Here is a 14,234-nt window from a genome sequence, read left to right as displayed (position 1 = left end):
CCTTTGGTTTTATCCGCTTATGAACTGGCAGCAAAAAGCGAAAATGAATTATGGAAGCGAAAAATATCCACCAAATCCGGGATGATGAAGAGGATGGCTAAAAAAGCCCAGGAAAAGATGAATGATTTGATTCCTGAAAAAATTCATCATGTTATGACAGAAAGCATTAAAAAAATGGTGGAGGCTGCATTGTACGGTTCTGAGTATTTGACGAAGAGTCCGAGCACCCTTGAGTTCGAATTGGAAGGAATCGAGGCAAATATCAGGAAGAAAATTGATTTTTATAAAAAGACTGCTGCCATCGAAGGTGCTGGTACTGGAGCAGGCGGTTTTATAATGGGCATGGCGGATTTCCCTCTGCTCTTATCGATTAAAATGAAGCTCCTTTTTGATATTTCAGCGATTTATGGATATGACATTCGTTCCTTAGAAGAAAGGCTGTTCATTCTGACAGTATTTCAATTAGCCTTTTCAAATGATGACAAACGGATGAATCAACTCGTAAGAATCGAAAACTGGGAGAAAGATGATCAAGGGAGTAATGAAATTGATTGGAAGATCCTTCAGCAGGAATATCGTGACTACATCGACTTCGTGAAACTTCTTCAAATGGTTCCGGGGATAGGTGCTGCTGTCGGGGCATATGCCAATTTCAATCTGCTTGACTATCTTGGAGAGACGGCCATCCAGGCGTATCGCATCAGATATTTTAATGAAAAAAGCTGACCAATTGCGGTCAGCTTTTCTATTTCTTATTTTTTCACAGCAGACTGTTCTTCAACTGATGGTGCTTCTTGATATGATAATGCTGCGTGCCCCAGAGTTTTAGCAGCTATCAGCATGGATTTTTCATCAAAATCGAATTTTGGATGGTGATGGGGATATGGAGGCTCGATCCCTTCTGGTTTTGCTCCAGTAAAGAAAAAACTGCCCTTTACATGCTGCAAATAGTAAGCGAAATCTTCTCCACCCATTTCAGGCTCTGCTTCCTCCACCTGGAGGATTTCAGGGACGTTCCTGGCACAATCCTTTAAAAATTCGGTTTCTTCATGATGATTGACAACAGCAGGATATCCACGGTCAAAATTGTATTCATAGGAAGCTCCCCACATATCGCAGACACCTTTGACCACTTTTTCCATTTCTTCTTCGATTTGATCCCTTACATCCTCATTGAACGTGCGGACGGTTCCGATTAGTTTAGCTGTATCAGCGATGACGTTGAAAGCATTATCTGCCATGAATGAACCGATGGATAGTACGGCAGAATCAATCGGATTGACTCTGCGGCTGACAATTTGCTGGAGACTTGCGACCACTTGTGACCCAATGACAACAGAATCCTTCGTTTTATGCGGTTGAGCCCCATGTCCTCCCGATCCTTGTATGACAATTTCAAAACGGTCTGCTGCAGCCATAATCGGTCCGGATTTAGTCGTGATGACACCAAATGGAACAGTAGCCCATAAATGTGTACCGAATATGACATCAACACCTTCGAGACACCCATCTTTAATCATTTCGATTGCCCCGCCGGGAGCATATTCTTCGGCGTGCTGATGGATAAATACATATTCCCCTGAAAGCTGATCCTTTAATTCAAAAATAGATTTTGCCAGGGTCAGTAATGTGGCTGTATGGCCGTCATGGCCGCATGCGTGCATCACTCCAGGATTGAGGGACTGAAATGGAAGACCCGTTTCTTCATTAATCGGAAGTGCATCGAAATCCGCTCTCAGAGCAATCGTTTTTCCGGGATTAGCGCCTTTGACTTTTGCAACGATACCGTTTCCTCCGACACCTTCCCGGAAATCCACTCCGAGATCCCGATAAAAATCAGCTATGTATTTTGCTGTATTCACTTCTTTGAATGAGAGCTCAGGGTGCTGGTGGAGGTAGCGGCGAATATCCACCATTTCACTATAATGATTCTCAAGCTTTTGAAATAATTGATTGAGCATATTATTAAAGCCTCCATTCTGTAATTGTCTGAAGATTGTAAAATATTATATCACTTTACCAAACAATATTGAGGCGATATTTAAAATTAAGTGAAAAAAATGAAGGAACTATTATAAAATAGTAAGGTATACCATTTATGGAAAAGGAGTTAACTATGAACTTTAAGAAGATTTTGTTTGGACTCATATCTTTTTTTGCTTTTCTAGCCGTGCTGTTAATGGTAGAGAAAGGGAGCAGTACTTCATTTGATTCATCTGCTGCCAATTGGCTGCATCCATTATCGTTTCTCCGTTTCTTCGGCATCTTTGGAACGGAGCTGGTCATTGGCGGAGGCAGCATCGCCCTGATTATTTTCCTGTGGTGGTGGAAAAAAGATTATTACGGAATAGCGCTGCTATTGGTATCAGTAGCAGGTGGGAATCTCCTTAATAAATGGCTGAAGGGAGCCGTCATGAGGGAGCGCCCGCCGATGGCACACGGAGAAGAAGGCTATAGCTTCACGAGCGGCCACGCAATGGTTGGAATCATTTTTTATTTATTGGCTGCTTACTTCATAGCAGGCTCCATGAGGAAAACTTCGGCCAAAAAAGGAGTATTTATCGCAGGGGGATTACTTGCTCTTTTGACAGGGCTTAGCAGGATCGTGACATATGCTCATTATCCTACAGATGTTATCGGAGGCTATTTTCTGGGATTTTCCGTATTCATGTTCCTTCTTGCCCTTTATGAAAAACTGCAAACAAAAAGCAAACGGATATAAACCCGTTTGCTTTTTTTACTAGACTAAAAACATAGCAACAATGGTTGTGACAATTAATCCGAGGACGACTGGAAGGAGGTTTCTTCTGGCAAGTTCGAACGGGTCCACATTACAGATGGCAGCTGCTGGAATCAGTGCCCATGGGACAAGCGTACCGCCGCCAACCCATATCGCAGCAATCTGTCCAAGTGCTGTCAATGTGGCAGCTCCAGCACCGATGGCGTGGGCGAATAGATTGGCAATTGAACCAGCGAGGGAGATGCCTGAGAATCCTGAGCCGTCTAGTCCGGTGATGGCTCCTACAGCCGTAAGCGTAATAGCCCCGATTTCTTTTGAAAGTGGAACAATGGAAGCCAATCCGACTCCAAGGTCATTCACAATTCCTTGGGATCCTTTTGGAAGGAAGTCCCCGACGATCGTTTGAAATCCGGCGTCCCCTAAATAAAAGAAAGCAGCAATCGGAATGACGGGGCCGAACACTTTGAAGCCGAATTGGAAACCATCAATTAAAAATTGAGTGGTTTTTTCCAATCCTTTATTTTTGAAGCCCGCCAGCGTAATCAAAAGCATGATGAAAATGGACGTACCACCGACAAGTGCTGTGGCATCGCCGCCCTGTAAATTAAAATGGACCATGCCCCAGATGTCGAGAGCGAATAAAACAGGAATGAGAATGGCGAAAAACTTTTTCCATCCCATTGATAGATTGGTCTCTTCTCCAGGCAGATTTTGCGTATCTGCTACCACAGAACTGTCCACCTTCAGGACACCCTTTTTCATATCTCGCTTCAAGAACCAGAAAGCCGTGACTGTGGTAACAACACCCATTACGATGACAAGCGGAATGCTCGCTTGAATAACCTCATTGACTGGAAGACCTGCTGCATCGGCTGTCAGTTTTGGTGCAGCCTGAATGACAAAGTCTCCCGAAAGTGCAATGCCGTGCCCGAATAAGTTCATGGCCATTGCAATCCCCAATGCTGGAAGGCCAACACGGAGCGCCACTGGTACAAGGACTGCCCCCATCAATGCAACGGCAGGAGATGGCCAGAAGAACCAGGAAATGATCATCATCAAAATCCCAATCGTCCAATACGCAAGCGCAGGTGTTTTTATCAATTTAGTAAACGGTGAGATCATGACATCGTTTATACCTGTCGAGGTAAGGCTTCGACTCATAGCTACGATTATGGAAATCACGAGGATGGTTGATAACAATTCACTGATGGCATATATAAAACTATTGAAAACGCTGGTGACAGAATGGGTAAGGGACCCTGTAGCGGTGAGGGCAATCAGGAAAATACCTGCAATGCATAGTATCGATGTATCACGCCTGAAAATCATGAAGAGAATGATCAAGCCAATGAAAACGACATAAATCCAATGAAGCGAAATCAATTCAACTCCCACATTAATTCCTCCTTTGTTTTGTTCGACAGTCCGGGCGAATATGGATATACGCCCGTTTTCTGTAATACAGAATATGAACAGAAAGAAAACATGTGAGAACACAGCCAATATATTTTCCGTCTTGGGACGGAGATGAATTCAAGCGGACGAATGTTAAGGTTTGCTGGAAAATTTCTTAAGATAATTAAAGGAAATAAAATATATTTACCGAAGTTAATTTATTGATAGGTGAAAAGGCGGGGGAAGATTTGAGATATAAGACAGGAAGACAATGGGTGATTTCATTCATATTGCTCATGATTGGATTATTATTATTATTGGTGAATATTGGTGTCATTTCCTTGGAAATAAAAGAGGTTTTTGTCATATTCGTTCCTTTTTTGCTCGTAATGTACGGTTTGTCCTCTTTCATAAAAGGTATTATGCACCGTTCTACAGGCTCTCTTTTTTGGGGGTTATATACATTAAGCTATGGAGGACTTTTATTGGCTGCCCACTGGGGAATGATTTCCTTCTCTTGGGGAGATTGGTGGAAGCTGTGGCCAATCTTGATAGTTGCAATTGCCATCAGCGGTCTGTTCTTCAAGAAAAGAATGAAGGTCCTGATAGAAGGGAACTACCCTTTCCAGAATAATGGCGAGGATGAAGATGACGAAGAGGAAGAAGAGAACACTGGTATAACCCTAAAGAAAGATAAGAAAGAACGTAAAATCAATAGTTATATTATCGGGGATGTGAAGTTCAAAGACCCGAATTGGGCGGTTGAGCCTATGACTTTAACCAATGTCATCGGAGACTATTATTTTGACTTTAGCAAGGCTTATATTCCCGAGAAAAGGACGCCTATTAAAATCAAAGGCTGGATCGGGGATATCAAAATGCTTGTCCCGGAGGATTTGCCTGTCAGGATTACCATTGAGGTGAAAATAGGGGATATCAAAATATTCAATGGAACGTCTGAGGAACTGCTGCGTTCCAATATGTATTATGAGTCTCCGGGATATGAAGATGCTGTTAAAAAACTTGATTTGACGATTAAGCTTGGAATCGGCGATATCCGGATTGATAGGGTATGAGAAGGGAAGGACTGGGATGAAGACACTGAATATCAGAATTTGGTTCGTCCAAAGTTTTTTGTTGATGGGCGTTCTCGGAGGACTGATCTTTTTCTCCGGCCTCCAGGTTTACATATTATTTTCCCCGGAGCCGATTATCTCTTTACAAAGTTCCATTTATCTATCTTTATTTCTATTTTTGCTCCTTATCATCTTAAGCCTGTACTTCGGTTTTCGCGGCGGCTACTTGTTTAAAGGAAGGCTCGACAGTCTTTTGACATTTGTGACCACACTGAGGAGCGGGAAGTTTTCTGCGAGAATCACAAAGTCTGAGAACGATGAGATTGGATTGATTACGGATGAACTCAACCACTTGGCACAGTTCATACAAGATCAAGTAAAATCTTTGCAAAGGCTGGCAGATGAAAAGTCTGAGCTGGCCAATCAGGCCCATCATGCAGCAGTCATCGAAGAAAGGCAGCGGCTTGCCAGGGAGCTGCATGATTCTGTAAGCCAGCAGCTATTTGCACTCGGCATGCTCTCTTCAGCTGCCATCCGCATCATTGAAGAAGATTCGAATCAGGCAAAAGGGATGCTGGAACAGGTCGCTCAAATTGCCTCCAAAGCACAAGGGGAAATGAGGGCATTGCTTCTGCATCTCCGTCCAATCGACCTGAAGGGAGACTCCTTGAGGGAAGGTTTGATCAAACTTGTGAGGGAATTAAAAGAAAAGAGCAATCTTGAAATTGAAATGAGGATTGAAGAAATCGAACATCTTTCAAAAGGGACAGAAGCCCACGTTTTCAGGATCGTTCAGGAAGCGCTGTCGAACATCCTTCGCCATGCACATGCGGAAAAAGTGAAAATTGTCTTGGAAAGAAGTAAGGATATGCTGCATTTATATATAAGCGACGATGGAAAAGGATTTGGGGTCCATGCGTCAAAAATGACATCATTTGGACTTCAGTCTATGAGGGAGCGCTGCGAAGAATTAGGCGGGGTTTTTCAAATACGTTCCAAAGAAAATGAAGGAACCTATATTAATATCAGAATACCTGTAGAGGAGGTGCTGAAGATTGGATAAGATTAAAGTATTGATTGTGGATGATCATGAAATGGTTCGTCTGGGGATGAGATCCTATCTGATGACCGAAAAGGACATTCATTTAGTCGGGGAGGCATCTTCCGGTAAAGAGGCATATCGGCTTGCCCAGGAACATAAACCGGATGTCATCCTGATGGATTTACTGATGGAGGATGGAACAGGCATTGAAGCGACAAAGAATATTTTATCGATACACCCTGACTGCAAAGTGATCATATTAACAAGCTACTATGATGATGAGCAGGTATTCCCTGCACTTGAAGCGGGTGCCCACAGCTATCTTCTCAAGACAGCCAAAGCGGAAGAAGTGGCACAGGCTATTTTTAAGTCCATGAACGGGGAAGTGGTCATTGAGCCGAAAGTGGCAACGAAGATGATGAATCGTTTCCGCCAAAAGGATAAAAAGCCGCATGAGGAACTGACGGAAAGGGAATTGGATGTTCTGAGATGTTTGGGAAATGGGCTGACAAACCAGGAAATCAGCGAAAAGTTGTTCATCGGTGTAAAGACAGTGAAGACCCACGTGAGCAATATCCTAAGCAAATTGGGAGTATCTGACCGGACGCAAGCAGCCATCTACGCCAACAGAAATGGATTGATAGATTGAGAATTATAGACAACAAAAAAACCGCAAATCGCGGTTTTTTTTGTTGTAAACTTCAGTCCATCTTAATGGATTTCGGAAAGGTCAGGCGCACTGTATTTGGTCACGAAGGATGCTCGTGGGAATAAGTCTTTTTGAGCGTCCATTCCTTCACTGGTGCCGCGCTTTTCATGCGCTTTTGCATAGGCTTTGGAATCCTGCCAGGCATGGAATGCATCAGCATCTGCCCATTGGGTCATGATGACATAGGTATCTGAATTCATTGGTCTCAGAACACGGATCGATATAAATCCAGGCTCAGATTCAATCTGTCTCGCCCTATTTTTAAAGCGATATTCAAAGACCGGTCTTCCTTCGTCTGTCACAGGGATATTGTTGCAGACGACGAATCCTTGTTGGGCCAATTCCCCGTGGGCGTCGATGACCTCGTATTTTCTTGGCTCCTCAAAAATGCTTTCACCGGCTGTTTCATGCATCAAGACTGTACCTTCAGCATTTTGAGCCAAAATTAATTTTTCGCTTTTGTGCTTTTCATATATTTTTAATAAATAATCATATGTACCGCTTGTCATGTAAAAGTTCATCCTACATTCACCTCGACTAGAATTATTAATAATAGTATGCCATCACTTTAAAGAAGATAGACGATGACAATTCTACTTTACCCAAATTCTTTCACCATCAAACTTCCTGCCAAGTCATGTAAAATCGGCAATTTTATGACATTTTATCTTGAAATCTATACTTTTGAAATCAAAAAGACTATAGTGAAAACGAATGAAATGGAACGCTAAATGGATACGCATATGCCTTATAAGAACGCAGCTGGTCTCAATGGAAGCGCTTTTGTCCTTTTTGAGATAAGAAGTTTTTTGTTTTGGCTATTTTATAATACAATAAAGAAAGTAATGATTTGAAAGGTGGACACGGCAATAATGAGCAGAATAACGAATGATACATTCCTGAGAGCGGCCAGGGGAGAAAAGACAGAAAAAGTGCCTCTATGGTATATGAGGCAAGCAGGGCGCTCACAGCCTGAATATAGAGCAATCAAAGAAAAGTACTCCCTATTTGAAATTACTCATCAGCCTGAACTATGCGCATATGTGACCAGGCTTCCCGTTGAACAGTACGATGTGGACGCAGCCATCCTTTATAAGGACATCATGTCCCCGCTTCCAGCAATCGGGGTTAAAGTCGATATCAAAGCAGGGATCGGACCAGTCATCGACAATCCTATTCGATCAATGGCTGATGTAGAAAAGCTGGGAGAAATCAGCCCCGAAGATGACGTACCATACGTATTGGATACAATCCGCCTTCTTACACAGGAGCAGCTGACTGTTCCGTTGATCGGGTTTGCAGGCGCGCCGTTCACAATTGCGAGCTATATGATTGAAGGCGGTCCATCCAAAAACTATAATAAAACAAAAGCTTTTATGTATTCCGAGCCGAAAGCATGGTTTGCTTTAATGGATAAACTTGCGGATATGACGGTAAGGTATGCCAAAGCACAAATTAAGGCAGGTGCGAAAGCATTCCAAATTTTCGACTCATGGGTCGGTGCTTTAAATGTTGCGGATTACAGAGTATTTATCAAACCAGTCATGGAAAGGATTTTCACAGAGCTGAAAGGTGAAAATGTTCCATTGATCATGTTTGGAGTCGGTGCGAGCCATTTGGCTATGGAATGGCATGATCTGCCAATCGATGTAGTGGGGCTTGATTGGAGGCTCCCTATTGAAGAGGCAAGAAGCAAAGGCATTACCAAAACGGTTCAAGGAAACTTGGATCCTGCCATCCTTTTAGCTGCTTGGAACGTGATAGAAGAAAGAGTGAAGGATATTTTGGATCAAGGGATGCAGGAGCCGGGCTATATTTTTAATCTCGGACATGGCGTCTTCCCATCCGTCAATCCGGATACACTGAAAAAAGTCGCTTCGTTTGTTCATGAATACAGCGCTTCAAAGAAGTAAAGAGCACATTTTAGTTTGCATCACGTTTGGGAACAAAATATACTTGGCGTAATTTAGAATGGGGGTTTTATTTCAATGAAGAAAAAAATGGGTTTGCTTGTCATGGCTTATGGAACACCATATAAAGAAGAAGATTTAGAGCGGTATTATACACATATCAGACATGGAAGAACACCTTCACCTGAATTGCTGGAAGATCTGCGCAGCCGATATCAGGCGATCGGGGGCATTTCTCCGTTAGCCCACATTACCCAGCAGCAGGCGGAAAAGCTTGAAGCACATCTAAATGAGATTCAGGATGAAATTGAATTTAAGGCGTACTTAGGACTAAAACATATTGAACCTTTTGTGGAAGATGCCGTGAAGCAAATGAAGGAAGATGGACTTGAAGAAGCAGTATCAATAGTCCTCGCACCGCATTTCTCCACTTTCAGCGTAAAATCATATAACGGGCGGGCAAAAGAAGCCGCTGCCAATTTAGGCTGCCTCGAAATTCAATCTGTCGAGAGCTGGTACAAGGAACCTAAATTCATAGAGTATTGGGTTGAAAAGGTAAAGGAAGTATACAGCCAAATGCCGGATGAAGAAAGAGGACAAGCATGTCTGATTGTTTCAGCACACAGCCTGCCTGAGAAAATTCTTCAGTCTGGGGACCCATATCCTGATCAATTGAAAGAAACTGCACAGATGATTGCTGAAAAAGCAGGTATTACGGAATATGCCGTAGGATGGCAAAGTGCCGGGAATACTCCCGAACCTTGGCTTGGCCCGGATGTACAGGATCTTACAAGAGATCTTTTTCATGAGAATCATTATAAAGCATTCGTGTATATCCCAGTCGGGTTTGTTTCCGATCATTTAGAAGTGCTTTATGACAATGATACTGAATGTAAAATTGTGACCGATGAAATTGGCGCTAGCTATTATCGCCCGGAAATGCCGAATAGTCAGCCGGCATTCATCGATGCGTTGGCTTCAGTTGTACTAGATAAATTAAAAGAAAACCAGTAATGATAAAGAAGGCGATGAATCGTGATGGAAGAGAAACAAAAGGTGGCAGTCATCGGCGGCGGAATGACAGGATTGGCAGCCGCCTATTATTTACAAAAGACCATCAAGGAGAAAAAGCTTCCAATCGAGGTTGTACTGATTGAAGCCAGCCATCGTTTAGGGGGAAAAATACAAACTGTCTATAAGGATGGATTTGTTATTGAGCGCGGACCTGATTCGTTTCTTGCCCGAAAACAGAGCGCTTCGAGATTAGCGAAAGAAGTTGGACTTGAAGATAAGCTTGTCAGCAATACGGCTGGAAGGTCCTACGTAATGGTGAACGAAAAGCTTCATCCGATGCCTGAAGGAGCAGTGATGGGGATACCCACTAAGATATCGCCATTCATCACGACTGGATTATTCTCAGTTCCCGGGAAAATGCGGGCAGCAGCTGATTTTGTGATGCCCCGCTCTAAAGAAATCGGAGATCAATCCTTAGGCAGCTTTTTTCGAAGAAGGCTTGGAGATGAGGTCGTCGAGAACCTGATTGAACCTCTTCTATCAGGTATTTATGCGGGAGATATCGACAAGCTTAGCCTGATGTCGACATTCCCGCAGTTTTATGAAGTGGAACAGGAACATCGCAGCTTGATTATGGGAATGAAGAAAACAACACCTGCCCCAACTCCCAACAAGAACAAAAAGAAAAAAGGCATGTTTTTGACTTTCAAATCCGGACTGCAATCCTTTGTGGATGAAATCGAGCAGCAGCTTGATAAAGGAAGTGTAGTAAAAGGTGTGAAAGTCGAAGGGATTGAAAGGGAAGAGAAGGGCTATCATCTTCAATTGAGCAGCGGGGAAGAATTAACTGTAGACAGTGTAATCGTCACAACTCCCCATCATGCTGTGCAATCCATGTTCAACAGCCTGGGCTTCTTTGATCCTTTAAAAAGTATGCCGGCTACCTCCGTGGCAACCATTGCAATGGCTTTCCCAGAAGAAGCCATTAAGAGAGATATCGATGGAACTGGATTTGTCGTTTCCCGAAATAGTGATTATACGATAACAGCCTGTACATGGACCCACAAGAAGTGGCCGCACACGACTCCTAAAGGGAAAGTGCTTCTTCGCTGTTATGTAGGAAGAGCAGGGGATGAGGCTGTTGTTGATCTTTCAGATGAAGAAATCGAACAGATTGTCCTTGATGATTTGAAGAAGACAATGGACATTTCCATGAAGCCCGAGTTTTCCATTGTCAGCAGATGGAAGGAAGCAATGCCTCAATATACGGTCGGACATAAAGAACGCATGCAGAATATTTATCGGAATATCGAGAATGAACTGCCTGGCGTCTTTGTCGCAGGAAGCTCTTTTGAAGGCCTTGGCTTGCCGGACTGCATCGATCAAGGTGAAGCGGCTGTGGCAAAAACTCTTCAATATCTTTCAGAAAAATAAAAGCTTAAAACCCCCTTTTAGATGAGAGGGGGTTTTTACGTTATAATATTTTTTTAACCCTAAAAGCATTCCGCTGCACTGTCCAATTCTGTGGAAATTCATTAGCAAGCTCCCAATAGCTGATGCCTCTTAATTGATAGATTTTTACCGTATCCATCTTGGCCTTCATGCTTCTTGCATCTTCAAACCACACTTCATGCTGCTGGCCGCTTTCATCTGTATAGCGGAAATAAGGTGATTCATACGTATAGTTATAGTTAATGGGTACATTATATCTCACAGCGAGCTTTCTTGCGTCAATAGGGCTGATGGTCCTTGCGATGGTCCCTTTCTGCCAAGGGATTTTCCAATCCCGTCCATATAATGGTGCACCCATCATGATTTTATTGGCTGGGATGACCGTTACGGCATAATCAAGGACTTTCCTTACTTCATTGATAGGAGCAATGGCAAGTGGAGGTCCCCCAGCCCATCCCCATTCATACGTCATAAGGACAATGAAGTCGACGATCTGCCCCTGAGCCTTATAATCATGCGCTTCATAAAGCAATCCCTTTTGATCGGCCTTTAATTTAGGAGCAAGAGCAGTTGAGACGGAAAAACCCTCTGGATGAAGCTTGGAGACAACTTTCTTTAGGAATGCAGAATAATTGTCCCTGTCCTCCGGGTTAACGTACTCAAAGTCAAAATTCACGCCTGAATATCCTTTTCTGAGTTCGGTCAAAATATTGCCTATGAGTTTATCCTGGAGGGCAGGATCCCTTAAAATGGCGGCAGCCAAATCAGAATCGAATTTTCCATTCGCAAAGTTTGTCAGGACAAGTAGTGTGGCAGCTTGATTGGATTTTGCAGCTGGGATGAGCACTTGATCGTTCTTGCTTCCCAATGTAGTGATGGTTCCTTCTTTTGTCACCGCATGTGTAAAAGGGGATAAGTAAGTGAAATACTGTGCAAGCTGCTGGACTTTTTGCCGTTCAGAGTCAGTTGTGCTGGTGGTATACGCATTCACTTCAGCTTCCGGCCGTTCAAGGGCTGGAATTTTTATTTGCTGCCCTGCATAAAGCATCGAATTTTGATTCAGTCCGTTCATTTCAAAAAGTGATTGAAGGGGGACACCGAACTTCTGTGAGATTTTCCACAGATTATCTCCTGATTGAATGGTGTACGAAAATGATGGCAGGATCAAAAATTCACCTGGAAAGAGAGCATCCGGATTTGAGATTTGATTGATGCGCTGCAGTTCACTAAAAGCTGAATTCGTTTTCTGTGCAATGCTGTAAAGCGTATCTCCCCTGGATACTACATACTCCTTGGAAGGCTCCGGGATCATCAAAGCTTCTCCCGGCAATAATTTATTGGCGCTAGGAAGAAGGTTGAGCGAAACAATTTGATTGATGGCTGCACCATATTTTTGGGAGATGAGCCATAGGTTTTCTCCATACTGAACCACGTGAATCTTCATTTGCATCTCTCCCGTCATTAAACATGTCGTTCTATTTATATTCAGAAGACGGGAGAAAATATGTTCAAACCTTCATTAAATGGTCCACTGGTTATGAATCAGAGCAGCAAGCCTCCATTTGCCGCCATCGTCCTTTACATAAACGAAATACAAACTGGTCCAATCCATGAATCCATTTGAATCAGTTCCTTTGAAGTAATATTCAATTGTATGGCCACCAGGAAAGTAGTCTTTGATATTCATCATTGCATTTCCACGGTCCTCAAGCTTATCAAAAATGACTTCGTCCGGGTCCGGGTATGGATTATTTAATAAGAATTTATGAACAAAATTCTTCGCGGTAAGTTCGATTGGGATTCCGCTGCCATCCCCGATGCCCCAAGTATAAAGGGAAGAGTCATCCATTAATGAAGGAAGGTTTTCTTTCTTTAGGCGTACAGGGTTTTCACCGATAGCAGCATAAGGCGAGAAAAGAACGCTCCCGTTGTCAGGGATATATTCGCTGAGGCAATCGAAGTCCTCATTTCTCAGGCATTGATAAATTTCCTCTGACATATCCTTCAATGCCTCTTCTGTTGTCACGTGAGGACTTTTGGATGTCGATGGAGCAGGTTGGACAGTTTCATGTTCCTTGCATCCTCCCAAAATCAATATCAACGAAAAAATGCCCAATTTCCAAACCTTCATCTGTTTCTCTCCTTTCGACTTCTTCTTATCATAAATAATTCAATAAAAGCGGTGAAGTTTCCTTGTAAAATAGATTAGTTTATGTTAAATTACTTTAAGTGGTTGACCGAATTTCAAATCCGGTCAATTAGTCAGAATGAGGTGATGAATTGACTGTAGATCGAAAGAAGCAAATCATAGAGGCTGCTACAAAATCATTTTCTCTTTTTGGATATAAAGCAACCACAATGGATCAAGTTGCTAAAATTGCATCTGTCGGCAAGGGAACCATTTATACTTTTTTCAAAAATAAAGAGGAATTGTTCGACGAAATCGTCCGGACGATGATAGCTGAAATGAGAGAAGCAGCAGAAGAAGTAATTGATGAAGACAGACCATTTTTTGAAAATGTCCACCATGCATTGCTGAGGATCCTTGAATTCAGAAAGGAGCATCAATTATCCATTAAACTTTTCCAAGAGGAAAAAGAAATAGGGACGCCGGTTGTGCTTGAAGTGCTTGCTAAATTAGAAAAGGCCATCATTTCATTTATTAAAATAAAAATCCAGACAGCAATCGATAAAGGCGAAATAAAACCATGCGACCCTGAAATCACGGCATTCATCATGCTTAAATTATATGTCTCATTCATATTTGACTGGGAAAAAAATCATGAACCTATGGGTAAAGATCAAATATCTGAGCTATTTGAACTTTATTTATTTCAAGGATTATCACCTAGATGATCCGCTATTTTTTGAGAAAAAATGACCAAATGAACATAAT

At 42.6% G+C, this 14,234-nt stretch carries 14 protein-coding genes; 9 read left to right on the top strand and 5 right to left on the bottom strand.

What is annotated here, in order from left to right:
* Positions 1-3: 3 nt before the first annotated feature.
* Positions 4-726, top strand: coding sequence for an EcsC family protein (locus tag DFR59_RS02585; protein ID WP_245948352.1), 723 nt, complete (start codon positions 4-6; stop codon positions 724-726).
* A gap of 26 nt (positions 727-752) precedes the next feature.
* Here DFR59_RS02585 and DFR59_RS02580 read toward each other — a convergent pair whose 3' ends face one another.
* The gene (locus DFR59_RS02580; RefSeq protein WP_114744062.1) at positions 753-1,961 is read right to left on the bottom strand and encodes a M20 family metallopeptidase; all 1,209 of its coding nucleotides are present in this window, start codon (positions 1,959-1,961) and stop codon (positions 753-755) included.
* 155 nt (positions 1,962-2,116) lie between these two features.
* Between DFR59_RS02580 and DFR59_RS02575 the strand changes: the two genes are divergently transcribed.
* On the top strand, positions 2,117-2,722 hold the full coding sequence (locus tag DFR59_RS02575) for a phosphatase PAP2 family protein (RefSeq protein ID WP_158538291.1): 606 nt from the start codon (positions 2,117-2,119) through the stop codon (positions 2,720-2,722).
* Positions 2,723-2,740: 18 nt separating this feature from the next.
* Here the strand turns inward: DFR59_RS02575 and DFR59_RS02570 are convergent, their stop codons facing one another.
* Positions 2,741-4,135: a hypothetical protein gene (locus tag DFR59_RS02570; RefSeq protein WP_114744060.1), complete on the bottom strand. Its 1,395-nt coding sequence runs from the start codon at positions 4,133-4,135 to the stop codon at positions 2,741-2,743.
* 248 nt (positions 4,136-4,383) lie between these two features.
* On the opposite strand from DFR59_RS02570, the gene liaF reads away from it, so the two are divergent.
* The 3 genes from liaF to DFR59_RS02555 are packed head-to-tail and all read left to right on the top strand — an operon-like array spanning position 4,384 to position 6,902.
* Entirely contained in the window at positions 4,384-5,211 is an 828-nt protein-coding gene (liaF, locus tag DFR59_RS02565; RefSeq protein ID WP_147278248.1) for a cell wall-active antibiotics response protein LiaF, read from the top strand.
* Between the two features lie 16 nt (positions 5,212-5,227).
* Entirely contained in the window at positions 5,228-6,274 is a 1,047-nt protein-coding gene (locus DFR59_RS02560) for a sensor histidine kinase (RefSeq protein ID WP_114744058.1), read from the top strand.
* Positions 6,267-6,902: a response regulator transcription factor gene (locus DFR59_RS02555; protein WP_114744057.1), complete on the top strand. Its 636-nt coding sequence runs from the start codon at positions 6,267-6,269 to the stop codon at positions 6,900-6,902. The genes DFR59_RS02560 and DFR59_RS02555 overlap by 8 nt, the downstream gene beginning before the upstream one ends.
* Before the next feature lie 62 nt (positions 6,903-6,964).
* On the opposite strand, the gene DFR59_RS02550 is transcribed toward DFR59_RS02555, so the two are convergent.
* Entirely contained in the window at positions 6,965-7,483 is a 519-nt protein-coding gene (locus tag DFR59_RS02550) for an antibiotic biosynthesis monooxygenase family protein (protein ID WP_114744056.1), read from the bottom strand.
* 351 nt (positions 7,484-7,834) lie between these two features.
* Here DFR59_RS02550 and hemE point away from each other — a divergent pair, with 351 nt between their 5' ends.
* The 3 genes from hemE to hemY all read left to right on the top strand — a co-directional run bounded on the left by hemE (position 7,835) and on the right by hemY (position 11,320).
* Complete coding sequence (gene hemE, locus DFR59_RS02545) at positions 7,835-8,875, top strand: uroporphyrinogen decarboxylase (RefSeq protein WP_114744055.1); 1,041 nt, start codon at positions 7,835-7,837, stop codon at positions 8,873-8,875.
* Between the two features lie 75 nt (positions 8,876-8,950).
* Entirely contained in the window at positions 8,951-9,886 is a 936-nt protein-coding gene (gene hemH / locus DFR59_RS02540) for a ferrochelatase (RefSeq protein WP_114744054.1), read from the top strand.
* A 21-nt stretch (positions 9,887-9,907) separates the two neighbouring features.
* The gene (gene hemY, locus DFR59_RS02535) at positions 9,908-11,320 is read left to right on the top strand and encodes a protoporphyrinogen oxidase (RefSeq protein ID WP_114744053.1); all 1,413 of its coding nucleotides are present in this window, start codon (positions 9,908-9,910) and stop codon (positions 11,318-11,320) included.
* Between the two features lie 40 nt (positions 11,321-11,360).
* Here hemY and DFR59_RS02530 read toward each other — a convergent pair whose 3' ends face one another.
* Complete coding sequence (locus DFR59_RS02530; protein WP_114744052.1) at positions 11,361-12,782, bottom strand: glycoside hydrolase family 18 protein; 1,422 nt, start codon at positions 12,780-12,782, stop codon at positions 11,361-11,363.
* Between the two features lie 75 nt (positions 12,783-12,857).
* A complete protein-coding gene (locus tag DFR59_RS02525; RefSeq protein WP_114744051.1) occupies positions 12,858-13,469 on the bottom strand; it encodes a hypothetical protein in 612 nt (203 codons plus the stop codon).
* A gap of 149 nt (positions 13,470-13,618) precedes the next feature.
* Here DFR59_RS02525 and DFR59_RS02520 point away from each other — a divergent pair, with 149 nt between their 5' ends.
* Positions 13,619-14,194, top strand: a complete 576-nt coding sequence (locus DFR59_RS02520; protein WP_114744050.1) for a TetR/AcrR family transcriptional regulator — start codon at positions 13,619-13,621, stop codon at positions 14,192-14,194.
* The last annotated feature ends 40 nt before the right edge of the window (positions 14,195-14,234 follow it).

The organism is Falsibacillus pallidus, assembly GCF_003350505.1.
Taxonomy (GTDB): domain Bacteria; phylum Bacillota; class Bacilli; order Bacillales; family DSM-25281; genus Falsibacillus; species Falsibacillus pallidus.
This window is presented reverse-complemented; position numbering and strand designations above follow the sequence as displayed.

Bases quoted from the DNA above. Each gene is read 5' to 3' on its own strand.
- DFR59_RS02580 (WP_114744062.1), bottom strand. From the start codon at position 1,961: ATGCTCAATCAATTATTTCAAAAGCTTGAGAATCATTATAGTGAAATG.
- DFR59_RS02575 (WP_158538291.1), top strand. From the start codon at position 2,117: ATGAACTTTAAGAAGATTTTGTTTGGACTCATATCTTTTTTTGCTTTT.
- DFR59_RS02560 (WP_114744058.1), top strand. From the start codon at position 5,228: ATGAAGACACTGAATATCAGAATTTGGTTCGTCCAAAGTTTTTTGTTG.
- DFR59_RS02550 (WP_114744056.1), bottom strand. From the start codon at position 7,483: ATGAACTTTTACATGACAAGCGGTACATATGATTATTTATTAAAAATA.
- hemE (WP_114744055.1), top strand. From the start codon at position 7,835: ATGAGCAGAATAACGAATGATACATTCCTGAGAGCGGCCAGGGGAGAA.
- hemH (WP_114744054.1), top strand. From the start codon at position 8,951: ATGAAGAAAAAAATGGGTTTGCTTGTCATGGCTTATGGAACACCATAT.
- DFR59_RS02530 (WP_114744052.1), bottom strand. From the start codon at position 12,782: ATGAAGATTCACGTGGTTCAGTATGGAGAAAACCTATGGCTCATCTCC.
- DFR59_RS02525 (WP_114744051.1), bottom strand. From the start codon at position 13,469: ATGAAGGTTTGGAAATTGGGCATTTTTTCGTTGATATTGATTTTGGGA.